The organism is Ruegeria sp. R14_0 (genome assembly GCF_017743975.1).
GTDB lineage: Bacteria > Pseudomonadota > Alphaproteobacteria > Rhodobacterales > Rhodobacteraceae > Ruegeria.
The window spans coordinates 535,961-557,742 of sequence record NZ_JAGHRC010000001.1 but is presented as its reverse complement, the minus strand read 5'-3'; the positions used below and the strand labels follow the sequence as shown (position 1 = coordinate 557,742).

The 21,782-nt window shown below is 59.1% G+C and carries 23 protein-coding genes; 15 read left to right on the top strand and 8 right to left on the bottom strand.

Annotation, left to right across the window (positions count from 1 at the left end; translation table 11 throughout):
• The first annotated feature begins 9 nt into the window (after window positions 1-9).
• Window positions 10-444, top strand: coding sequence for a hypothetical protein (locus J7416_RS02765; RefSeq protein WP_209222832.1), 435 nt, complete (start codon window positions 10-12; stop codon window positions 442-444).
• Here the strand turns inward: J7416_RS02765 and J7416_RS02760 are convergent.
• From J7416_RS02760 to J7416_RS02745, 4 genes are all read right to left on the bottom strand, one after another.
• A complete protein-coding gene (locus J7416_RS02760) occupies window positions 441-1,022 on the bottom strand; it encodes a DUF924 family protein (protein WP_209222830.1) in 582 nt (193 codons plus the stop codon). The genes J7416_RS02765 and J7416_RS02760 overlap by 4 nt on opposite strands.
• A 110-nt stretch (window positions 1,023-1,132) precedes the next feature.
• Window positions 1,133-2,404 (bottom strand): MFS transporter, encoded by a 1,272-nt coding sequence (locus J7416_RS02755; protein ID WP_209222828.1) that lies wholly within the window; start codon window positions 2,402-2,404, stop codon window positions 1,133-1,135.
• Window positions 2,405-2,517: 113 nt separating this feature from the next.
• Window positions 2,518-3,564: a tRNA preQ1(34) S-adenosylmethionine ribosyltransferase-isomerase QueA gene (gene queA, locus J7416_RS02750; RefSeq protein WP_209222826.1), complete on the bottom strand. Its 1,047-nt coding sequence runs from the start codon at window positions 3,562-3,564 to the stop codon at window positions 2,518-2,520.
• A 43-nt stretch (window positions 3,565-3,607) separates the two neighbouring features.
• Complete coding sequence (locus tag J7416_RS02745; protein ID WP_247744088.1) at window positions 3,608-6,991, bottom strand: DUF3971 domain-containing protein; 3,384 nt, start codon at window positions 6,989-6,991, stop codon at window positions 3,608-3,610.
• A gap of 68 nt (window positions 6,992-7,059) precedes the next feature.
• Here J7416_RS02745 and J7416_RS02740 point away from each other — a divergent pair, with 68 nt between their 5' ends.
• The 7 genes from J7416_RS02740 (at window position 7,060) to J7416_RS02710 (ending at window position 13,073) form a co-directional block, all read left to right on the top strand.
• Window positions 7,060-7,521 carry a peroxiredoxin gene (locus tag J7416_RS02740; RefSeq protein ID WP_170468539.1) on the top strand — a complete coding sequence of 154 codons (462 nt, stop codon included), beginning with the start codon at window positions 7,060-7,062 and terminating at the stop codon, window positions 7,519-7,521.
• An 84-nt stretch (window positions 7,522-7,605) separates the two neighbouring features.
• A complete protein-coding gene (locus J7416_RS02735) occupies window positions 7,606-8,421 on the top strand; it encodes a ferritin-like domain-containing protein (RefSeq protein ID WP_209223811.1) in 816 nt (271 codons plus the stop codon).
• Between the two features lie 179 nt (window positions 8,422-8,600).
• Complete coding sequence (locus tag J7416_RS02730) at window positions 8,601-9,926, top strand: M23 family metallopeptidase (protein WP_209222822.1); 1,326 nt, start codon at window positions 8,601-8,603, stop codon at window positions 9,924-9,926.
• The gene (locus J7416_RS02725; protein ID WP_209222820.1) at window positions 9,916-10,416 is read left to right on the top strand and encodes a polymer-forming cytoskeletal protein; all 501 of its coding nucleotides are present in this window, start codon (window positions 9,916-9,918) and stop codon (window positions 10,414-10,416) included. The genes J7416_RS02730 and J7416_RS02725 overlap by 11 nt, the downstream gene beginning before the upstream one ends.
• A gap of 117 nt (window positions 10,417-10,533) precedes the next feature.
• Complete coding sequence (locus J7416_RS02720) at window positions 10,534-11,343, top strand: M90 family metallopeptidase (protein WP_209222818.1); 810 nt, start codon at window positions 10,534-10,536, stop codon at window positions 11,341-11,343.
• 111 nt (window positions 11,344-11,454) lie between these two features.
• Window positions 11,455-12,144 (top strand): aquaporin Z, encoded by a 690-nt coding sequence (gene aqpZ, locus J7416_RS02715; RefSeq protein WP_209222817.1) that lies wholly within the window; start codon window positions 11,455-11,457, stop codon window positions 12,142-12,144.
• A gap of 86 nt (window positions 12,145-12,230) precedes the next feature.
• Window positions 12,231-13,073, top strand: a complete 843-nt coding sequence (locus J7416_RS02710; protein ID WP_209222815.1) for an alpha/beta fold hydrolase — start codon at window positions 12,231-12,233, stop codon at window positions 13,071-13,073.
• A gap of 40 nt (window positions 13,074-13,113) precedes the next feature.
• Here the strand turns inward: J7416_RS02710 and J7416_RS02705 are convergent, their stop codons facing one another.
• Entirely contained in the window at window positions 13,114-13,662 is a 549-nt protein-coding gene (locus tag J7416_RS02705; protein WP_209222813.1) for a peptidylprolyl isomerase, read from the bottom strand.
• Window positions 13,655-14,161: a peptidylprolyl isomerase gene (locus J7416_RS02700; protein WP_209222811.1), complete on the bottom strand. Its 507-nt coding sequence runs from the start codon at window positions 14,159-14,161 to the stop codon at window positions 13,655-13,657. Before J7416_RS02700 ends, J7416_RS02705 begins: the two co-directional genes overlap by 8 nt.
• 136 nt (window positions 14,162-14,297) lie before the next feature.
• Between J7416_RS02700 and J7416_RS02695 the strand changes: the two genes are divergently transcribed.
• From J7416_RS02695 to J7416_RS02670, 6 genes are all read left to right on the top strand, one after another.
• The gene (locus J7416_RS02695) at window positions 14,298-15,488 is read left to right on the top strand and encodes a phosphoglycerate kinase (protein ID WP_209222809.1); all 1,191 of its coding nucleotides are present in this window, start codon (window positions 14,298-14,300) and stop codon (window positions 15,486-15,488) included.
• A gap of 267 nt (window positions 15,489-15,755) precedes the next feature.
• Entirely contained in the window at window positions 15,756-16,055 is a 300-nt protein-coding gene (locus tag J7416_RS02690) for a septum formation initiator family protein (protein ID WP_209222807.1), read from the top strand.
• A gap of 164 nt (window positions 16,056-16,219) precedes the next feature.
• The gene (gene pdhA / locus J7416_RS02685) at window positions 16,220-17,209 is read left to right on the top strand and encodes a pyruvate dehydrogenase (acetyl-transferring) E1 component subunit alpha (RefSeq protein WP_209222806.1); all 990 of its coding nucleotides are present in this window, start codon (window positions 16,220-16,222) and stop codon (window positions 17,207-17,209) included.
• Between the two features lie 15 nt (window positions 17,210-17,224).
• Window positions 17,225-18,595 (top strand): pyruvate dehydrogenase complex E1 component subunit beta, encoded by a 1,371-nt coding sequence (locus tag J7416_RS02680; RefSeq protein ID WP_209222803.1) that lies wholly within the window; start codon window positions 17,225-17,227, stop codon window positions 18,593-18,595.
• 14 nt (window positions 18,596-18,609) lie between these two features.
• Window positions 18,610-19,917: a pyruvate dehydrogenase complex dihydrolipoamide acetyltransferase gene (locus J7416_RS02675; RefSeq protein WP_209222801.1), complete on the top strand. Its 1,308-nt coding sequence runs from the start codon at window positions 18,610-18,612 to the stop codon at window positions 19,915-19,917.
• A gap of 148 nt (window positions 19,918-20,065) precedes the next feature.
• The gene (locus tag J7416_RS02670) at window positions 20,066-20,308 is read left to right on the top strand and encodes a hypothetical protein (RefSeq protein WP_209222799.1); all 243 of its coding nucleotides are present in this window, start codon (window positions 20,066-20,068) and stop codon (window positions 20,306-20,308) included.
• Window position 20,309: 1 nt separating this feature from the next.
• Here the strand turns inward: J7416_RS02670 and cysE are convergent, their stop codons facing one another.
• Window positions 20,310-21,119: a serine O-acetyltransferase gene (gene cysE / locus J7416_RS02665; protein WP_209222797.1), complete on the bottom strand. Its 810-nt coding sequence runs from the start codon at window positions 21,117-21,119 to the stop codon at window positions 20,310-20,312.
• 84 nt (window positions 21,120-21,203) lie between these two features.
• Between cysE and J7416_RS02660 the strand changes: the two genes are divergently transcribed.
• Window positions 21,204-21,542 (top strand): TraR/DksA C4-type zinc finger protein, encoded by a 339-nt coding sequence (locus tag J7416_RS02660; protein ID WP_209222795.1) that lies wholly within the window; start codon window positions 21,204-21,206, stop codon window positions 21,540-21,542.
• On the opposite strand, the gene J7416_RS02655 is transcribed toward J7416_RS02660, so the two are convergent.
• Complete coding sequence (locus J7416_RS02655; protein ID WP_247744087.1) at window positions 21,523-21,729, bottom strand: hypothetical protein; 207 nt, start codon at window positions 21,727-21,729, stop codon at window positions 21,523-21,525. The two genes, J7416_RS02660 and J7416_RS02655, sit on opposite strands and share 20 nt — an antisense overlap.
• Window positions 21,730-21,782: the final 53 nt, after the last annotated feature.

The window sequence follows — 21,782 nt, the reverse complement described above, 5'->3', positions numbered from 1 at the left end:
AGGCTTAACATGGCCAAAACACTCAAAGATCTGTTGCTTGCCCTGCTGAACGCCACGCTCATCCTGGTTGCGCTATGCTTGTTTCTGGGTTGGAAACTAGCGACGACCGTCGACGACATCACTGGTAAGTTTGCCGAAAAGGTTCAGATTGTCGCCCCTTTGAAAGAAGAGGTTCAAGGCGTTCGCGGCGAATTGACGGCCTTGCGCAGCGATCTTTCGTCCATTCAGCTGGCCGGAGCTGTTGCTGACAGTGTCACGGCCCAGAAATTGTCTGAGGTCCTGGACAAACTGGATGATCTGGAAGGTAACCTGCGCGGGGCGCAGTCGAAAATGGCAGAGCTGACCGAGTCTCCGGACCAGTTGATCAACACAGCCATTGAGAATTCGGCCGACATTGTTGCCGACCGGATAATAGCAATCCGCGGGTGCGAACCAGCGTCCTAGCTGGCTGCCGACTGCAACTCGCGCACTGTGGAACCGTATCCGCCCATGCTGACATAGGCGGCTTCATGCTCGGTCATTGGCCGCGACAATGCGTCGTTGCGATAGGGGAAACGACCGAACTTCCGGATCACTTCACGATGCGCCCGTGCGTGCAACAGGTTGCCGTCGTCGCTGTTGGTCATATTCTGACACATCAGCCGCACGCAGCGTTCCTGATCACACAGGTTTTCCGAGTGCATAAGAGGAAGATAGAAGAACTGGCGCGCCGGTTCATCGATCTTCATGTCCCACCCCTTGTCGATCGCGCATTTCGCTGCCGAGAGGGCCGCGCGATCCGATGCGAACGCCTTGGCGCTTCCACGGAACATGTTACGCGGGAACTGATCCATCAGGATGATGTAGGCCAAAGCACCGCTGGGATATGTCAGCCAGAGCGAGAACCTTCCTTCATTCGCAGCTTCCCACGTTGTCAGGAACCTGTCGCGAATGTCTGCATCCAAATCGTCGTCCTGTAGATACCAACCCTTTGGACCGACTTCATCTAACCAATAACTCAATACTTCTTCAGGACTTGCCATGCCCTTAACTCCGTCGTGTTTCCCACCCCAGGGGACGTAAGGTCATTTAAGTGTGTTTTACACAGTTGTTACAGTAAAAAATTGCAACACTTGCGACATAATCTTGTGTCTTAGGCAACATCTTGCGTCTCTTGTTCGGCTTCGGCGGCTTCGATCGCCACTTCTTGAGCCAATTCCACAGCAACGGGTGAGGCCGTTGGATAGACCGGCGACAGGGACCCGGTCTCGTCGACGGGGATCGCCGCACGCTGTGTCATACGGTAAAGCGCATAAGCTGCCATGGTCACCAACAGCGCCGCAATAAACAGGAAGAACCCGGACGGACCAAACACGCCGTCTCCCATCAGCCAACCGGTAATCAGCGGGCCAGCGATTGCGCCCAAGCCATTGATAAAGAGCAACCCGCCAGAGGCCGCCGCCATATCCTCATGCTCGAGAAAGTCGTTTGCGTGCGCAATCAGCAGTGAATAGAGCGGGTTCGACATTCCTCCGATCACAAAGGCCGAAACCAATAGCAGCGGGAAGGTCACGCCGAACACCATACCAACAACGGCCGCACAGGCCCCGACACCGGCAACCAGCATGATCAGGAACCGCCGGTCCATGCGATCCGACATCCAGCCCAGCGGGTACTGCAGGACCAGCGCACCGATATAGAAAGCAGCAACGAAGGTCGAAATCTCAACCAGCGACAGCCCAGCGCGCGCGCCATACACCGAAGCCATCCCGAACTGTGCTGAGAAGACGCCCCCCAGAAGGAACATGCCGACACAGCCCAGTGGCGAATAGCCGAAAAGTTCGCGCAGGGTCATGGGTTTCGTGGTGTCAAACGCTGGTGTGGGTGAGATGGACAACAGGATCGGCGCAAATGATACCGAAACCAGGATCGAAGCGATGACGAAGGTATCGAAGCCAGCCGGGTCGCCAACAAGGACCAATCCCTGCGCGGTGATAATGCCGGTCATCTGGAAGATCATGTAGAGCGACAGGGCCTGACCGCGGTTTTCGTTACTGGCCGCATTGTTCAGCCAGCTTTCCGCGGTCACGTACACGCCCGAAAAGCAGAACCCGATCACGACGCGGCCCAAAATCCAGACAATCGGATCTGTCATCAACGGGTACATGATCATCACGGCAGAAATGAATGATGCCAGCGCCGCGAAAACCCGCACATGCCCAACACGTCGGATCATCTCAGGTGCAAATCGCGAACCGCCCAGAAACCCAAGGAAATACGCTGACATCACGAAGGACATCTGCAGGGTCGAGAACCCTTCGATCTCACCCCGGACGCCCAGGATCGTGCCCTGCAGTCCGTTGCCGACCATCAACAGGCCCATACCAAGCAAAAGCGCCCATGCGCTGGAAAGGACCTGAAGCATTTGGGGCCTCCGAAGAATCTCGACCAGAAGTTTGAGTCCGTTTTGCTATGGAAAACGGCTTTGGTCATGCTTGTCTACGACATCGAAAAGATTCGATCCCGACAAGACGCCCCTTACGGGATCAAAAGCGACGAATCTCCGTAAGAGAAGAAGCGGTATTTCTGTTCAATGGCATGCGCATAGACCTGCTTCATCCGCTCTTGACCCATCAGGGCCGACACCAGCATCAGCAGGGTCGACTTTGGCAAATGGAAATTGGTCATCAAAGCGTCGGTCACATGGAACTTGAAACCGGGATAGATGAAAATGTCGGTTTCACCTTCCCACGGCTCGATCTGACCGGATCGGCTAGCGCTTTCGATCAGACGCAGAGCAGTTGTGCCGACCGGGATCACCCGGCCTCCGGCCGCCTTGGTGTCGCGGATGTCCTGCGCGGCTGCGGCGCTGACCCTGCCCCACTCGGCGTGCATCTTGTGGGTCGTCACGTCCTCGACCTTGACTGGCAGGAAGGTGCCCGCGCCCACATGTAGGGTAACATGAGTGAACTCTACGCCGCGTGCAGCAAGCGCCTGCATGAGCGCATCGTCAAAATGCAGAGAGGCCGTGGGCGCCGCCACAGCGCCGGAATTGCGGGCCCAGATCGTCTGATAGTCGGTCTTGTCCTGCTCGTCCGCCGGACGCTTCGCAGCGATGTAGGGCGGCAGCGGCATTGCCCCTGCCCGTTCCAGCGCAGTGTCGAAATCCTCGCCCGTCAGGTTGAACTGCAGATAGGCCTGCCCGTCCTCAACCCGATCCAAAGTCGCGCTGAGTTCGTTCGAGAACCGGATGTCCTCGCCCGGTTTCACTTTCTTCAACGGCTTGATCAGGGCGGCCCATGTGCCATCGGCCTGCGGGTCCAGCAACGTCGCCTCGATCACGGCGGAAACCGGACCTTGCGCGCTGTCGCGGTGCCTGCGCCCGTTCAGGCGCGCGGGAATAACGCGCGTGTCGTTCAGCACCAAACGGTCCCCCGGCTGCAGCCAGTCCGGCAGGTCAAAGACGTGCGCATCCGAGATCGCCTGCCCCTCGGACACCAAAAGGCGCGCGGACGAGCGCGGGTTGGCTGGTCGCGTGGCGATCAGGTCTTCGGGCAGATGGAAATCAAAATCGCTGAGTTTCATGGCCGCGCCATACAAGCCCGCATCAGATTCAGCAACCGCCCATTCAATTGTCTCTGGGGGGTGAACCAAAGGTCTGTTTGGGCTCATCCGGTTTCTGCGGCACGGCGTTGGGCCCGTCAGAGACTGTCGGGGCTGGTGCCCGCAACAGATTGCGCAAAAACAGCGGTGCAAGACCGGACAACGGGTTGACCGACACGCGCGGCTGGGTCAGTGGTCCGGTCAGGCGGTAGTTGAAGCCAATGACCCCCTCGCCCTTTTTTGTGAAGACACTGCCGATGGCGTTTACCAGATAGATCGGAGAAATCGCCCCGCGCAGATTCAGCATACCTGCCACGGTGTCAATCGTCCCATCAAAAGACAGCCCGATCGAAGGGCCAACGGCGCTGCCACTGAGGACCTTGATCTCGGTCGGAGTGATCCGCATCCGGCTGTCTATGGTGGTGAAAAAGATGCCCTGCCCCGTCATTTCGTCCAACAGACCAACCAGACTGATCGCGTCCAGCAACGCGGCCATCGCCGGGGCATCGGTGATGCGGGTGTTCACAATCTTAAGGATCACATCATAGTTTCCGGGCGCAGTCACCGGTTCCAACTGCAGGTCCAGCCCGCCACCGCGTGCCTGTGTGATGACCCCCGCCGACCGCAAAACGGCCCCAGCATCATTCGACTTGATGTTCACGGCGCTGCGCCCATTGCGGGGGCTCACCTCTCCGCTGACCGCGGCGCCGCCATTCACTTGGGACGTAAAGGTGCCGTTTATGCCACCGGTTGTTTGAAACGAGCCCCTGAACCCGGTCAGCGCCACATCTTCGGTCACCTGAAGGCGGTCCAATTCAACGTCCAGCTTTGGCCCGGGGCCGGATCCACCTCCGCCGCTGCCTGAACCCAAGGTCGCACGACCCAGGTTCAAAACACCGCCCTGCACCACGATATTGGGCACCGGGCCGCCGCTGTTTATGAGCTCTGCCGGAACGGCCAGCCAATTGCCCAGATCGAACGAGCTGAACCGCATCCGGTCAAACTGCCCACCTTCCCGGAACGTTATCGAGGCCGTGCTACGCAGCCCCGCCACGTCCAGTTGCAGGTTTTCCACGCGCGGCTGTTGTCCCAGCGTTGCGTCCAACACCATCGTACCGGTCGACGCTGCCCCTTTGCGCCATCCGAGTTCCGGGATGGCAAGACCGACCCCCGCCAGATCCGATGTTGCCGAAAGTTTGATGGGTTCATCCGCACCGATCCCAACAGTAACGTCCGCTGTTCCGGACCCAGTCAGCATACTCGCGGGCAGCGGTACCTTCAGTTCGCTCATCAAACGTGGGGACAGTTCGATCTGGCCCGTCAACTGGCTGCGTTGGGGTCCATCCCCGCCGATAGGCTGTCGCCAGGCAACCTGCATTGGCACCTGACCAAACAACCCGTTGCCGTCAATTTCCACCTCTGTCTGGTTCCCCGTCAGGTTCAGCAGACTGGCAGTGACCGCATATCCGGGAACCAGCTTGTCGCTTTGGACGTTTTCGATCTCACCTGCGAAGTGAAACTCTGTATCCTGAAACTTGAGTTTTTTCTTCAACGGCAAGGCCAGCGTCCCCGTCAAGTTGACCTGACCCTCTGCCAGATCGACCGGCAGGTTTGCCTTGCTCAACAGGTTCAGCGGCGGCCGGTCGAGCAGTGACAAAGCGGCCTCGACGCTGCCCCAAGCATTGATCCGCGCAATCGCGGGTGTTGCGCCCTTGGCAGTTGTGTCGGGAATGATGAATGAGGTTCCCGCCACATCAACTGCACCGCCCTGATCCGCGACAACGATCCCGTGTTCTGCAGTGACGGTGAACCGGTCTTTCAGAAGGCTCAGGCGGCCCTGCCCGTTCTGGATCAACGGCAGGGTTTTGGCGAACCTGATCTGGGCCTGATCGAATCCAACCCCAAGGTAAATGTCCGGTTTATTGCCGGGATGCAGACGCAGGGCGAATTCCACGTCAGAGAACTGACCTTCGTACAGGTTTTCCGCCACCCATTTACGCGGGTTCGGGGCCAGCGCCTCGGGCCAGTATCGCAGCAGGTTCTCGGACCCCATCTTATCCAGTTGTGCATCCAGCGCGGCCACCCACCCGTCCGGCTGCCCGATCAACTTCCCCGTCGCATGAAGCTCGTGCAACCCGTCAATGATGGTCAGCTGCCCCAGTTCCAGCTCGAACGGGGCCAGCTTCATCTGAAAATCCAGATCGGCGCGGGCGGTTTCCAGCGACTCGGGGAACAGACCCCCGGGATAGATATCAATGCTATTCAGGGTCAGCTGTGCGGTCAGGCTTTCAAGAACGCCATTCTGGATCCCGTTCAGAAACGCCGTACCCTCGGCCTGAACGGCCCCCAGGTCGGACACCAGGGACGCTTCGTCAAAGTCCAGAATCTGACGCTTGGGGTCGTAAGTGAAATAGGCGCGCGCCGAGTCAAATTTGATCGGGCGCGTTTCGGGCGTAGGCTGCACAACGCCCGCGTCCAGGTTCAGCGTGGCAAATAGTGGACCCAACGCGGCCTGGCCATCGACACTGCCGCGGAGCGAGCCGGAGATCGGAGCCTTGAGTACTTGTAACCATCCCAGCGCCACGCTTTGTCCGGCAATATCCTCGGACGGCAGATCAGTGATCGACACCCCAAAGCTGGCCTGGGGACTGCCAAGGACGCTGGTATAGTTCGCCTCAATCGTGCTGGCGTAATCGCGCCCGGTCAGCACCGAGAAACCGGTGGCCAGCCGCATCTCATTGCCTTCTCTGGTGGCCGAGATATGTCCGCCGTCAAACACCCAAGCCCGGCCAAGCCGCAAATCTTGATAGTCCAGCGTCAGCGATTCCAGATCGATCGAACGCAACCCCGACAGGATCGGGGACAGAAAGACATCGTCCGACTCTTCAATCAGTTGCGCCAGTGTTGGCGCGCGTTGAACAGGCGCACTGCCTGTGCCAACAGTCAGCGACAGCGCTCCATCCTCGCCACGGGTCAAGGCGATCTGCGCGCCGCGCAGAGTGATCCGCCGAGGCCTGATCTGACCGCGCAGCAAACCGCGCATCGACAGCCGGGTCCGCAAATCCGAGACCTGCGCAATCTGCTGACCCGCCGCGTCGCTGATGGTCACATCGGTCAGCCGGATACGCGGTCTCCAGTTTTCATTGACGATGAAACTGGCGTCACCAAACGTGAAGCGCAATCCACCCAGGCTTTGCTCCAGTCGCGCCTCAACCCTCTCTTTGATCCATTCGGGGGCGTGCAGTTGTTTTCCGATGACAAAGAACCAGCCAGCCCCGGCCAGCAGGCACAACAAAATGATGGTTCCGACGAGCCAGCGCGCCGCAATACGACGCCGCGACCGGCGGCGCGCAGGCTTTTGCGGCCGGTTTGCACTGGTGTCTTCGTCCTGAACCAATTTTTTATCCAAGCCTTTCAACCCGCTCGCGTCGCCCTATTATGCCGGACAGCCCTTAAAAACCTTTAGCGGAGTTTCCAATGCCCGACGTTACAGACATCGCCCCTGATTTCACATTACCCCGCGACGGCGGCGGCGAGGTGACCCTGTCGGACCTGCGCGGCGGTTCCGTCGTGCTGTTTTTCTACCCTCGTGATGATACGCCGGGCTGTACCAAGGAATCCATCGGTTTCTCGGAACAACTTCAGGCCTTTGCCGATGCAGGTGCTCAAGTTTTTGGCATCTCGCGGGACAGCGTGGCCAAGCACGACAAATTTGTCGCTAAGCACAGCTTGACCACTCCGCTGTTGTCTGACGAAGGATCGTCGGTCTGTGAGGATTACGGCGTTTGGGTCGAAAAGAATATGTACGGCAAGAAATCCATGGGCATTCAGCGCTCGACCTTCCTGATCGATGCGGACGGCAAGATCGCCAAGGTCTGGCGCAAGGTCAAAGTGCCCGGCCACGTGGATGAGGTGCTGGAAGCCGTCCGCGCCCTGTAACCCTCTCGACCACGGTCGCCATCCGGTTTATGAGCCGCCAACCTCAATCAGCGGAGCAAGCCAGTGCCCAAAACACTGACCCAGATGGCGACCGAAGTTCTGACCACGGCAAATGGCCGGGAAAAGACGGCTTTGTCCAAGCGCTACGCCGCGGCGTGGTTTGCATCGCGCAAGGGTGACGCGCCCTCGATTGAGGTCGGGACTGCAACGCCACCGCTGAACCCGGCCCGCCCGGACAAACCCGAACTGTTGTCGCCGCGCGAAGTTCCCAAGCGCAAGCCCGGATCTGAGGCCGGTCGCATTGCCTTGCTGCACGCGGTTGCGCACATCGAACTGAACGCGGTCGACCTGCATTGGGACATCATCGCGCGGTTTGGCCACGTACCGATGCCGATCGGTTTCTACGATGACTGGGTCAAATGCGCCGAGGAAGAGTCGCGGCATTTCGAGATGGTCTGCGATTGTCTGGAAAGCATGGGCAGCCACTACGGCGCCCTGCCCGCTCATGCCGGGATGTGGCGCGCTGCCGAGGATACCGCCGAAGACTTGATGGGGCGTTTGGCCGTTGTTCCCATGGTGCTTGAGGCGCGCGGGCTGGACGTAACTCCGGGCATGATCGACATCTTCCGCAAAGCGAAGGCCGAGCAGGCGATTGCCGCGCTGGAAGTCATCTATGCCGAAGAAGTGGGCCATGTGGCTTATGGGTCCAAGTGGTTCCATTTCCTGTGCGGGCGCGACAACGCCGACCCCAAGGACGTGTTTCACCAGCTTGTGCGCAAGTATTTCCACGGCGCGCTCAAGCCCCCTTTCAACGAGGAAAAACGCGCCGAAGCCGGGTTGCCGCCGGATTTCTACTGGCCTTTGACCGAGGACATGCCGCTGCCCGGGCAAGCGCAATAAACACGCAGAAGTTGACGTTATCGGCAAGTTCTTGCCTAGAATCGGCGGTAAAATCCTGTAACGCCGGGTCGATTGGTTAACAAACTTGCCCACAGGCTTCTCTGCCTCTATGCACTTCGCCCAAGGGACGGCTATCACTCACGACCGGCCCGATCTTTGGGGATGGAGAGGTAAGACGCGTGAGAACTCGTCTGGCAATAAAATTACACTCACTGCTTGAGCGGCACTTTCCTGAACGCCGCGTCTTTCTGAAATCGGACAATGATACCCGGTTCATCCGGCTCAGCTCGGAAACGCAAATCATTGCTGTTGCCGGTGTCGCGGTTTTTGTGGGATGGACCGCTGTCGCCACCGCGATCCTTCTGATGGACAGCATCGGTTCGGGCAATTTCCGGGAACAGGCCAAACGCGATCAGGCGACCTATCAGGAACGTCTGAACATCATGTCTGCAGAACGTGATATGCGCGCGCAAGAAGCCATTGCGGCACAAGACCGGTTCAACACCGCGCTCGAACGGATCTCGGCCATGCAGTCTGAACTGTTGGCTTCGGAAAACCGCCGCCGCGAACTTGAGACCGGGATTGACGTCATCCAGACCACGCTGCGGGCGACGATGAAGCAGCGCGAAGAGGCACGCACCGAGCTGACCAAGCTGCAGCAGGACGCGGGCAACGGCGACATGTACATGGCCGCAGTCGGCAACCCTGAGCAGATGAACTTCATGACTGAGGCGCTGGCGCGCACGGCCGAGGAACGCGACCAGATTGCAGCCAACGCTCAGGACGCGCTGGAACAGCGCGACGATCTGGAGTTGGAAATACGGCTGATGCAGGAACGCAGCGACGAGATTTTCCGCCAGTTGGAAGAGGCGATGGTGATCTCGGTCGAGCCGCTGGACAAGATGTTCCGCAAGGCTGGTATGCCAACCGACCGCATCATTGAAGAAGTCCGCCGCGGTTATAGCGGCATGGGCGGCCCCCTGACCCCCATCTCTTACAGTACGCGCGGCGAGGAACTGACCCCCGACGAGATCCGCGCGAATGCTCTGCTGCAACAAATGGATCAGCTGAACCTGTATCGCATCGCAGCAGAGAAAGCGCCGTTTGCAAGCCCGGTTCACGACGTCGTTCGTTTCACGAGCGGCTTCGGGACTCGGCGCGACCCCAAGACAGGTGGTCGCCGCATGCATAACGGCGCCGATTTCGCCGGTGCCCATGGCACCGATATCTTTGCCACCGCCGACGGCGTTGTCACCCATGCGGGATGGCAATCCGGATTTGGTCGGCTGGTAAAAATTAAGCACGCCTTCGGAATTGAGACACTTTATGCCCATAACACAAAGATACGTGTGAAGGTTGGTCAAAGGGTCTCGCGCGGGGATCATATTGCTGATATGGGTAGCACCGGACGGTCAACCGGCACGCACCTGCACTATGAAGTGCGCGTGAACGGAAAACCAGTTAACCCAATGACTTACATCAAGGCTGCGAGAAATGTTTTCTAAGAGCAAAATCAACGAGCCCTCGTCCGCTGCACCCGAGGCGGCAAAACCTGCCGCTCCGGCGACTCCGGCTGCTTCTGCACCGACAGAAAACAAGGCCAGCACCGCGCCCAAGCCCAAGCCGCCGGCGTCGGTCCTGTCCTCGGACCTGCACATCACGGGCAACCTCAAGACCTCGGGCGATATCCAGGTTGAAGGTACTGTCGAAGGCGATATCCGCGCCCACCTGCTGACTATCGGTGAAACCGCGACGATCAAGGGCGAAGTCACCGCTGATGACGTCGTGATCAACGGCCGCATCGTAGGTCGCGTGCGTGGTCTGAAGGTCCGCCTGACGTCGACCGCGCGTGTCGAAGGCGACATCATCCACAAGACCATCGCGATCGAAAGCGGCGCGCATTTCGAAGGTTCGGTTCAGCGTCAGGACGACCCATTGAACCCGGGCCGCAGCGGCAAGTCGGGCGCAAACCCGGCCGCCGAGGTCAAGCAGTAACGCTGACCACCTGAGTTAGATTGGAACGCCGCGGGGAGACCTGCGGCGTTTTTCGTTTGCCGGCGCCAGATGGGATTTCCGGTTTCAACCAGAGGCCTTACGCCTATAGTGGCCCCCATGCTGTTCTTCTTTCTCGCCCTGGCGCTTATCGCCGGTTTCGTTCTGTATCGCCACTGGTCCAAGACACAGGCGCGTAACCAACTGCTGTCCACTCCTTTGACGGATCACCAGCGCCAGATTATCGAAGAGCATGTGCCACTGATCCGTCGCCTGCCGCTGGATCTGCGGGTCAAGCTGGACGGCAAGGTCAACTTGTTCCTGGATCAGGTCCGCTTCTTTGGCTGCGACGGGCTGGAGGTCACCGAAGAGATGGAACTGGCCATCTCTGCACAGGCTTGCCTGCTGATCGTGAACAGCGACCTGTGGTACGACAACCTGACAACCATCCTGATCTACCCCAACGCCTTCAAATCGCGGCAGCGTCGGCAGGATGGCTATGTGATCAGCGAGAAAGAGATCGTGCGCACCGGGGAAAGCTGGGATCGCGGTCCGGTCATCCTGTCCTGGCGACACAGCGAACTGGGCGCGTTGAATGACCATGACGGGCAGAACGTGGTCCTGCATGAATTCGCCCATCAGATCGACGACCTGTCGGGCGGAACCAACGGCGTTCCGATCCTGAGTGACGGCCAGAGCTTTGCCGAGTGGGAGCGGGTCTTTCTGACCGCCTACGACGCCCATGTGCACGCGGTCGAGCACGGGCGGCATACCGTCATCGACCCCTATGGCGCGACCGGCCATGAAGAGTTCTTTGCCGTTTCGGTCGAAGTGTTTTTTGAAAAGCCCCGCGCGCTCAAGTCAGAGGTGCCAGGGGTTTACGATCAACTTTCCAAGTTGTTCCGTCTCAATCCGGCCGAGTGGGGTTAGCAGCCCAATCAAGATCCCTGAACATTGGGTTTCACCGACAGATTCACAGAAGAATTAACAAAATCATTTTTTTGATTTACACTGAAACCATTGTTTTCTGGAGGACTTTTCATGTCATCAAAACTCATGGCCGAATTCTTTGGCACGTTTTGGTTGGTTCTGGGCGGTTGCGGCAGCGCCGTTTTGGCCGCTGGGGTCGCCGATGTGGGCATAGGCTGGCTGGGCGTTTCCTTTGCCTTTGGCCTGACGGTTCTGACCATGGCTTACGCCGTCGGGCATATCTCGGGCGGGCATTTCAACCCGGCGGTCAGTCTTGGGCTGATGATAGGCGGACGGTTCCCGGCCAAAGATCTGATCCCCTATTGGATCGCTCAGGTCATCGGCGCGATTGCAGCCGCAGCCGTTCTGTACCTGATCGTCAGCGGTGCACCCGGCTTTGAGGGCGTGGGCGGATTTGCCTCGAACGGATATGGTGAGGCATCACCAGAAGGCTATTCGCTGATGTCCGCTCTGGTGATCGAAATCGTCATGACTTCGTTCTTCCTCATCATCATTCTAGGGGCCACCTCCAGCGGCGCACCAGCCGGTTTCGGCCCCATCGCCATCGGACTTGGGCTGACCCTGATCCACCTGATCTCAATCCCGGTGACGAACACATCCGTCAACCCGGCACGGTCCACCGGGGTTGCTCTGTTCGCGGATGCGCCTGCCCTTGGCCAGTTGTGGTTGTTCTGGGTCGCCCCATTGATCGGTGGCGCAATCGGCGCGTTGATCTGGAACGCCATGACAACGGACGACTGACACAAAAGCGGGGGGATTATTTCCCCCGACTTCCTATTCCTAAGCTATCATCCCTGAAGACCGCACTCGCATACGGGGAGAGATACATGCTTCGGACATTGATCGTCACAACGATGGCATTGAGCGCAACAGCAGCCTTCGCGCAGGATGCCTGGCAAACAATCCCTGAGCCCCCAGCAATGCCAGAGGCCGCGTCCAGCGGCACGGCCAATGTCAATGGTATCGACATGTACCACGCAACCTACGGCTCTGCCGAAGGCACACCGATTCTGCTGATCCACGGAGGGCTGGCGCATGGTGACATTTGGGCCGCGCAAGTGGCCGATCTGTCCAACGATCATCGCGTGATCGTGGCGGACACGCGGGGGCACGGACGAACGACCAATGATGGCAGCACCTACAGCTACGACCTGTTGGCGCAGGACTATCTGGCGCTGCTGGATCATTTGAACGTGGAACAGGTGCATCTGGTTGGATGGTCGGACGGCGCCAATATCGGCTACACGATCTCAACAACGGCACCAGAGCGATTGGCCAGCCATTTTGCCCATGCGGGCAATGTCACACTGGACGGGATAGATCCATCCGTGGAAACCAACGAGGTCTTTGGGGCCTACGTCGGGATGATGGCCGAAGACTATGCTGCCATGTCCCCCACTCCGGATGGGTTCGAGGCATTCCTGGGCGGCGTGGCGGCCATGTGGGCCACAGAAAAGCCCGGCGGGCTTGAGGGGTTGGCATCCGTAACCGTGCCCACTCTGGTCGTGCAGAGCGAACATGACGAGGCCATCCTGACCGAGCATTCACAGGCGATTGCTGAAGCGATCCCCAATGGTGAGCTGCTGATTTTGAAAGATGTCAGTCATTTTGCGTCGTTTCAGGACCCGCAAACCTATACGCAGGCGATCCGAGACTTCATCGACCAATGAAGAAGAACCCGGCGCCAGTGTCAGCGCCGGGGTCAAATCGTTACTCGGTGACGGTGACCTTTTTCATCACGTCCGGCTGGCCGATGACGGCACCATTCTGCCCCTCGCCACGTTTGATCGCATCCACGACATCCATGCCGTCGGTGACCTGACCGACAACAGTGTATTGTCCGTTCAGGAACGGACCCGGAGCAAACATTATGAAGAATTGCGAATTGGCGCTGTTCGGGTCCTGAGCCCGCGCCATACCAACAACACCCCGGTCATAGTTGAAGTCCGAGAATTCGGCAGGCAGGTTTGGACGATCCGAACCACCCGTACCAGCACGACGCATATCGCCGCCCAGGCGGCCATGTTCAACATCGCCGGTTTGCGCCATAAAGCCGTCGATCACGCGGTGGAATACCACGCCATCATACTTGCCTTCGGCAGCCAGAGCAGAAATCTGCTCGACATGCTTGGGGGCGATGTCGTCAAACAAGTCGATGGTAACGGTGCCATTGGCCCCCTCGCCTTCGATCTCAATCTCAAGACCTGTGGCCAGCGCGGGGCTGGCCAACAGTGCAAATGCAGCGGCCAGCTTATACATCGGCTGCCACTTTCACGCTGATCATCCGGTCAGGGCTTGCTGGCGGCTCGCCCCGCACGATCGCGTCTACATGCTCCATCCCGTCGATGACGCGGCCGTATACGGTGTACTGGCCGTTCAGAAAATGGTTGTCCTTGAAGTTAATAAAGAACTGCGAGTTGGCTGAATCCGGGCTCTGCGAGCGTGCCGCACCCAGCGTGCCCCGGTCATGCGGCAGCTTCGAGAATTCCGCCGGAACGTTTGGCAGCGACGAACCACCGGTGCCTGCCATGCGCAGGTTGAACCCGTCTTCCATGTCGCCGTGCTGAACGTCTCCGGTCTGTGCCATGAAACCGTCGATCACACGGTGGAAGGCCACGTTGTCATACTCACCACCGCGCGCCAGTTCCTTCATGCGAGCGCTGTGCTGGGGGGCCACGTCGGGCAGCAGTTCGATGACGACATTGCCGCCCTTCAGCTCGATGATGATTGTGTTTTCGGGATCTTTGATCTCGGCCATGAGGCCCTCCTGTCGTTTTGTCTTGGCCAAATAACTATGCGCCGGGGGCGTGAATGCCAAGTGACGCATTGACCTGAGGGCAAAATGAAGGAAAAGAACCGCCTAAATAACTTTCACATTTGTCGAGGATTGCGCGATGGGCTGGAAAACACTGGACGACATGGACCTGAACGGCAAGCGCGTGCTCGTGCGCGTGGACATCAACGTGCCGGTGGTCGACGGGGTCGTGACTGACGCCACGCGGATCGAGCGCATCGTGCCCACCGTCAAAGACATTCTGGCCGCTGGTGGCAAGCCAATCCTGCTGGCCCATTTCGGACGCCCCGGCGGCGAGCGTCGCCAGAACCTGTCGCTGAAGCAGCTTGTTCCCACCTTGGAGACCGCGTTTGGCACCAAAGTGCGCTTTGGCGATGACTGCGTCGGGATCGAGGCAGAGACCGCCGCCGCAAACCTGGCCGCTGGCGAAGTGTTATTGCTGGAAAACACACGCTTTCACGCAGCAGAGACCAAGAACAGCCCCGAGCTGGCCGCGGGCATGGCCAAGATGGGCGACGTTTATTGCAACGATGCTTTCTCGGCCGCGCACCGCGCCCACAGCTCGACCGAAGCGCTGGCCCGTCTGTTGCCTGCCTGTGCGGGCCGCCTGATGCAGCAAGAGCTGAGCGCGCTTGAGGCCGCTTTGGGCTCGCCCAAGCGCCCCGTGACCGCCGTTGTGGGCGGGGCCAAGGTTTCGACCAAATTGGACCTGCTGGGCAACCTGATCGAAAAGGTGGACTATCTGATCATTGGCGGCGGCATGGCGAACACCTTCCTTGTCGCGCAAGGCGTCAATGTCGGTAAATCGCTGGCAGAGGTGGCGATGAAAGACACCGCCTCGGAAATCTTGGCAAAGGCCCAAACGACAGGGTGCGAGATCATCCTGCCGCGCGACATCGTTGTCGCCGAGAAGTTCGAGGCACACGCACCCAATCAGGTTCTTCCAGCCGATCAGTGCCCGGAAGACGGCATGATCCTGGACGCTGGCCCGGAAACCGTCGCAGCCATCACCGAGATATTCGAGAAAAGCCAGACCCTGATCTGGAACGGCCCTCTGGGCGCGTTTGAGATCGAACCGTTCGATACCGCGACCAACGCCGCCGCCCTCAAAGCGGCTGAGCTGACGCGGGCCGGAAAATTGGTATCGGTCGCAGGTGGAGGAGACACCGTGGCCGCGCTGAATGCATCCGGGGCGGCCAAGGATTTCTCGTACATCTCGACCGCTGGCGGCGCATTCCTGGAATGGATGGAAGGCAAAACCTTGCCCGGCGTTGCAGCGCTGGACCAGTAACCTCGAAAATCGCCGTGACTTGCGGGCAAGTGGCGTTCAAGGTCGCTTCCCGTTTTTCTATTGGATGCGCCGGGAAAACCGTTGTCTTTACGGCCAGCGGAAGAAGGGCAGCGATCCGTTTTGAGGTTTCTACGCGATCACATTTTTCGAGGATCTGCAAATTTTGCGAATCAGGGGATTCACAACCCGAATCACCTATGACATAGTGACCGCAGATGTCCGAAAAGGGCACGTTATTGAGGCAGACTTCATACGGCGGTAAACAGAGTGTCCCGTTCCCATCGGCCCGGTTTGGGCGCAGTTGCATTCTACATGGTGGCGTTCATGCTAGGTGTGTATTTCACCTTTGCCGCTGTGCAGGGTGACTATGGCCTGTTTCGACGGGTCGAGATTGCAGCGGAACGGGACGCCCTGTCGCGCGACCTGGCAAAGCTTAAGGCCGAGATTGCCGAGATGGAAAACCTTACACGCCGCCTGTCGGACACGTATCTTGACCTTGACCTGCTGGATCAACAGGCACGTTCGGTGCTTGGCATGATCCGCTCGGATGAAATCGTCATCCGCTGATCAGGGCCAAAGCGTTTTTCAAATTCCACTGAATTATTACGCCTTTTGGGGCGAACCGCGCGCAATCGGACGCTGCGTCATATTTACCCTCGCCAGATCGCGGCAAATGCTTTATGAGATAGTTTAACGCTAAACTATCTTGCCGAGAGGGGGAGATCGCCACAATGGCTGCGCGAAAAACCACAAAGAAACCAAACGTTTCAGCGGAAGAACTCACCACCTATTACCGGGAAATGCTGCTGATCCGCCGATTCGAGGAAAAGGCCGGTCAGCTTTACGGCATGGGTCTGATTGGCGGGTTCTGCCACCTTTACATCGGGCAAGAGGCTGTTGTTGTCGGCCTCGAGGCTGCGGCCGAAGAAGGCGATAAGCGAATTACTTCCTACCGTGACCACGGCCACATGCTGGCCTGCGGCATGGATCCGGGCGGCGTGATGGCCGAATTGACCGGACGCATCGGCGGCCTGTCCAAAGGTAAGGGCGGCTCGATGCACATGTTCTCGAAAGAGAAGCACTTCTACGGTGGCCATGGCATCGTCGGCGCGCAGGTTCCGCTGGGTGCGGGTCTGGCCTTTGCCGACAAGTATAAGGAAAACGGCCGCGTGACCTTCACCTATTTCGGTGACGGCGCAGCAAACCAGGGCCAGGTTTACGAGACGTTCAACATGGCCGCCCTCTGGGAACTGCCCGTGGTTTTCGTGATCGAAAACAACCAATACGCCATGGGCACTGCGCAGGCACGCTCAACGTCCTCGGCTGACATCTACCACCGCGGCCAAGCCTTCGGGATACCCGGTGAAATGGTTGACGGCATGGATGTGCTGGCGGTCAAAGCGGCGGGCGAAAAAGCCGTCGCGCACTGCCGCGCTGGCAAGGGGCCGTATATCCTTGAGATCAAGACCTACCGCTACCGCGGCCACTCGATGTCCGACCCGGCCAAGTACCGTACGCGGGAAGAGGTTCAAAAGGTTCGCGAACAAAGCGACCCGATCGAACACGTGCGCGAGCTGCTTCTGACCGGCAAACACGCGACCGAAGATGATCTGAAAGCGATCGATAAAGAGATCAAAGAGATCGTCAATCAGGCCGCCGAATTCTCAAAAGAAAGCCCTGAGCCTTCCGTCGAAGAGCTCTGGACCGATATTTACGCCTGAGAGGACGATTAAGACATGGCAACCGAAATTCTCATGCCCGCCCTTTCGCCCACGATGGAAGAAGGCACGCTGGCCAAATGGCTGGTCAAGGAAGGCGATACCGTATCCAGCGGCGACATCATGGCCGAGATCGAAACCGACAAGGCGACGATGGAGTTCGAAGCTGTCGATGAAGGCATCATCGGCAAGATCCTGATTGCCGAAGGCACCGAAGGGGTCAAGGTGAACACGCCCATCGCGGTGCTGGTGGAAGAAGGCGAAGACGCCTCGGCTATCCCCGTGGCTGCGCCCGCAGCCGCAGCGGGGAACGAGGACGCCCCAGCGGCGGTTGAGGCCCCCGCTCCTGTCGCCGCGCCTGCCGCGCCCGCCGTGGACCTGTCCCCGGACTGGCCAGCGGATGCGCCGATGATCCAGCAGACCGTGCGCGAAGCGCTGCGCGATGCGATGGCCGAAGAAATGCGCAAGGACGAAGACGTCTACCTGATGGGCGAAGAAGTCGCCGAATATCAGGGTGCGTACAAAATCAGCCAGGGCATGCTGGACGAATTCGGCGCGAAGCGCGTGATCGACACCCCGATCACCGAGCACGGTTTCACCGGCATCGCCGTCGGCTCGGCCTTTGGTGGTCTGAAACCGATTGTCGAGTTCATGACCTTCAACTTTGCCATGCAGGCGATCGACCAGATCATCAACTCGGCCGCCAAGACGCTTTATATGTCCGGTGGTCAGATGGGTTGTCCCATCGTGTTCCGTGGCCCGAACGGTGCTGCTGCGCGCGTGGCAGCCCAGCACTCGCAGGACTATGCCGCATGGTACATGCAGGTGCCCGGTCTGAAAGTTGTGATGCCCTATTCGGCAGCCGACGCCAAAGGCCTGCTGAAGTCGGCGATCCGCGACCCCAACCCCGTGGTGTTCCTGGAAAACGAAATCCTCTACGGCCGTTCGTTCGACATGCCGCAGGTGGATGACCTGACGGTCCCGTTAGGCAAAGCGCGCATCTGGCGCGAGGGCACGGATGTGACCATCGTCAGCTTTGGCATCGGGATGCAGTTCGCTCTGGAAGCCGCCGACAAACTGGCCGAAGAAGGGATCAGCGCAGAAGTAATCGACCTGCGCACCATCCGCCCAATGGACACTGGCGCGATCATCAATTCGGTTATGAAGACCAACCGTCTGGTGACCGTCGAAGAAGGCTGGCCGCAAGGCTCGGTTGGCAGCTACATCAGTTCCGTCGTGATGCAAGAGGCGTTCGACTATCTGGATGCGCCAGTCATCAACTGCACCGGCAAGGATGTTCCGATGCCCTACGCCGCGAACCTGGAAAAACTGGCACTGGTGACCACCGATGAGGTGATCGCCGCCGTCAAGCAAGTGACATATCGGTAAGGAGCGACAGACAGATGCCTACAGAAATTCTGATGCCCGCCCTTTCACCGACTATGGAGGAAGGCACGCTTGCCAAATGGCTGGTCAAAGAAGGCGACACCGTCTCCTCCGGCGACCTGTTGGCCGAGATCGAAACCGACAAAGCCACGATGGAGTTCGAGGCCGTCGACGAAGGCACCATTGGCAAGATCCTGGTCCCAGAAGGGACCGAAGCGGTCAAGGTCAACACCGCAATCGCAGTTCTGCTGGAAGAGGGCGAGAGCGCTGACGATATCGCGGCCACACCTGCCAAAGCCCCCGAGGCGGCTCCTGCCGCCGCGAGCAACGAGGCTGACGCGCCCGCGGCACCCGAGGCGACCGCCCCTGCCCCAGCCGCTCCGGCCAAAGCGGATGGTGGTCGTATCTTCGCCTCGCCTCTGGCCCGTCGCATTGCAGCCCAAAAAGGACTGGATCTAGCTCAGATCACCGGCTCTGGCCCGCACGGTCGCATCGTGAAAGCCGATGTTGAAGGCGCAACAGCAAGCGCACCCGCTGCCGCCCCGGCCGCTGCAGCCGCGCCCGCCGCTGCTGCACCTGCGGCTGCACCTTCCGGTCCGTCGGCGGATATGGTCGCGCGGATGTACGAAGGTCGCGAATACGAGGAAATCCAACTGGACGGCATGCGCAAAACCATTGCCGCGCGCCTGTCCGAAGCCAAACAGACGATCCCGCATTTCTACCTGCGCCGGGACATCAAGCTGGACGCGTTGCTCAAATTCCGCAGCCAGCTGAACAAGCAGCTCGAAGGCCGTGGGGTCAAACTCAGCGTTAACGACTTTATCATCAAGGCCGTCGCCAACGCGCTGCAACAGGTTCCCGCCTGCAACGCGGTTTGGGCCGGTGATCGGGTTCTTCAACTGAAACCTTCAGACGTGGCCGTTGCGGTCGCGATTGAGGGCGGGCTGTTTACACCGGTCCTGCAGGATGCCGACACCAAATCTCTGTCCGCTCTGTCGACCGAGATGAAGGATCTGGCCGCCCGCGCCCGCGAACGCAAGCTGGCCCCCCACGAATATCAGGGCGGTACGTTTGCAGTTTCGAACCTGGGCATGTTCGGCATCGACAACTTCGACGCCATCGTGAACCCGCCACACGCGGGTATCCTCGCGGTCGGAACCGGCGTCAAAAAACCGGTTGTCGGCGATGACGGAGAGCTGACCGTGGCGACCGTGATGTCGGTCACCATGTCGGTCGACCACCGGGTCATCGACGGTGCGTTGGGCGCTGAACTGCTCAAAGCCATCGTGGAGAACCTGGAAAACCCGATGGTCATGCTGGCCTGACATAGACCACAGGCCGCGCCAAAACCAAACCGGCGCGGCCTATCCTGATCACGACTGTGATGTGAGCATCTGTGATCGCCGCACAAGTTGCGACCTTCCGCACCTCTGACCACCTTGTTTGTGAAGAAACCTCAAACAAAGGTGCGCTATGCCCCGCATGTATCCGGCTATCCCATTTCTGATTGCGGCCCTTGCGGTCGGACTGCCCGCGCCAACACTCGCAAAACCCAACACCTATCCCGGTGAACATTCCGCATTCACGTCTGATCCCGCCGAAGCCGCAAAACGGCAGGCCGAGCGTGCGAAACGCAAGGAAGAGCGGAAAAAACGGCGCGAAGAGAAACGGAACAAGCGGTTGAACAAGAAAGATCAACCGCTTGAACTCAGGTGACTTACTGGTCTTTGCCCAGCATGTGATCCATTGAGATCGCAGGCTGATCGCATCCGGCCTCACCCACAATCTTGGCAGGGATGCCGGCAACGGTCTTGCAGGCCGGAACCTCTTGCAGAACGACCGAGCCTGCCGCGATCCGGCTGCAGTGACCAACCTCGATATTGCCCAGAACCTTGGCCCCCGCACCGATCAGCACACCATCACCGATCTTGGGATGGCGCTGCTCTTCTTCCTTGCCGGTCCCGCCCAGCGTTACTGAATGCAGCATCGAGACGTTGTCGCCGACGATGGCCGTCTCACCAATCACGATGGAATGGGCGTGGTCGATCATAATCCCCTTGCCGATCCTTGCGGCCGGGTGAATATCGATCCCGAAAATCTCGGACGAGCGCATCTGGAAGAAATACGCAAGGTCATAACGCCCTTTGCGCCATAGCCAATGCGCCACGCGATAGGCCTGCATGGCCTGATACCCTTTGAAGTAAAGGATCGGCTGCAGCAACCTGTGGCAGGCCGGGTCGCGTTCGTACACGGCCATCAGGTCGGCACGCGCGGCTTCGATAAGTGACGGATCGTTGGCATAGCCTTCGTCCACGATCTCGCGCAGAACCATCATCGACATTTCGTTCGAGCACAGCTTGGCGGCAATCCGGTAAGACAGCGCGCGTTCTAGGCTGCGATGATGCAGAATACAGGCGTGCACCAGCCCGCCCATCAGCGGCTCTTTGTCCACGGCTGCCTGAGCTTCGGCCGTGATACGATCCCAAACAGGGTCGACAGGGGTCACGTGACTGCGCTTTTCGAACATGGCTTTTCATCCTTTGCTGCGCCTAGAATGCCATTTAGTGGCAAAAAGACCAAACGCAAACCCGTGATCTGCAAGGTAACGGAAATGAATGAAACGCAACTGGCCGGGTTCAAGGCCCGGATACTCGCCCGATTGGCCGAACTGGCCGAGCATTCAGCGTTGGGACATGAAGCACAGGCGGTGGTCGATCTGGACCAGCAGGCCGTGGGACGCCTGAGCCGGATGGACGCGCTGCAAAACCAAGCCATGGCCAAGGCGCAGCAGGCAAATCGGGACGTTGAGACGCTTCGGTTAAAGGCTGCGTTGGCCCGGATTGAAGACGGCGAATTCGGCTATTGCGAGGACTGCGGCGAGGAGGTTCCGGTTGGCCGACTGGAACTGGACCCCGCCGCCAGCAAATGTGTCAGTTGCGCTTCTGGGTAACGTGGAATTGAACCAGACAGCGCAGAACTATCTCAAAACACTGACAATATTGAAGATCGTCAAAGTTGGGTTCATCGGCCAACGGCCGTGCGCGCGCCGCCATCATCAAGGATCCATTGCCAAACATCGGATGCAAATGCCCTGTCTGGCCAACGTGAATGTCGGCCAGTTCAGCTTCGCGCAGCATCGTGGCGCACAGTTGCTCACGGGATGCCGGCGGCGCGTTCAGTAGAACCCGCG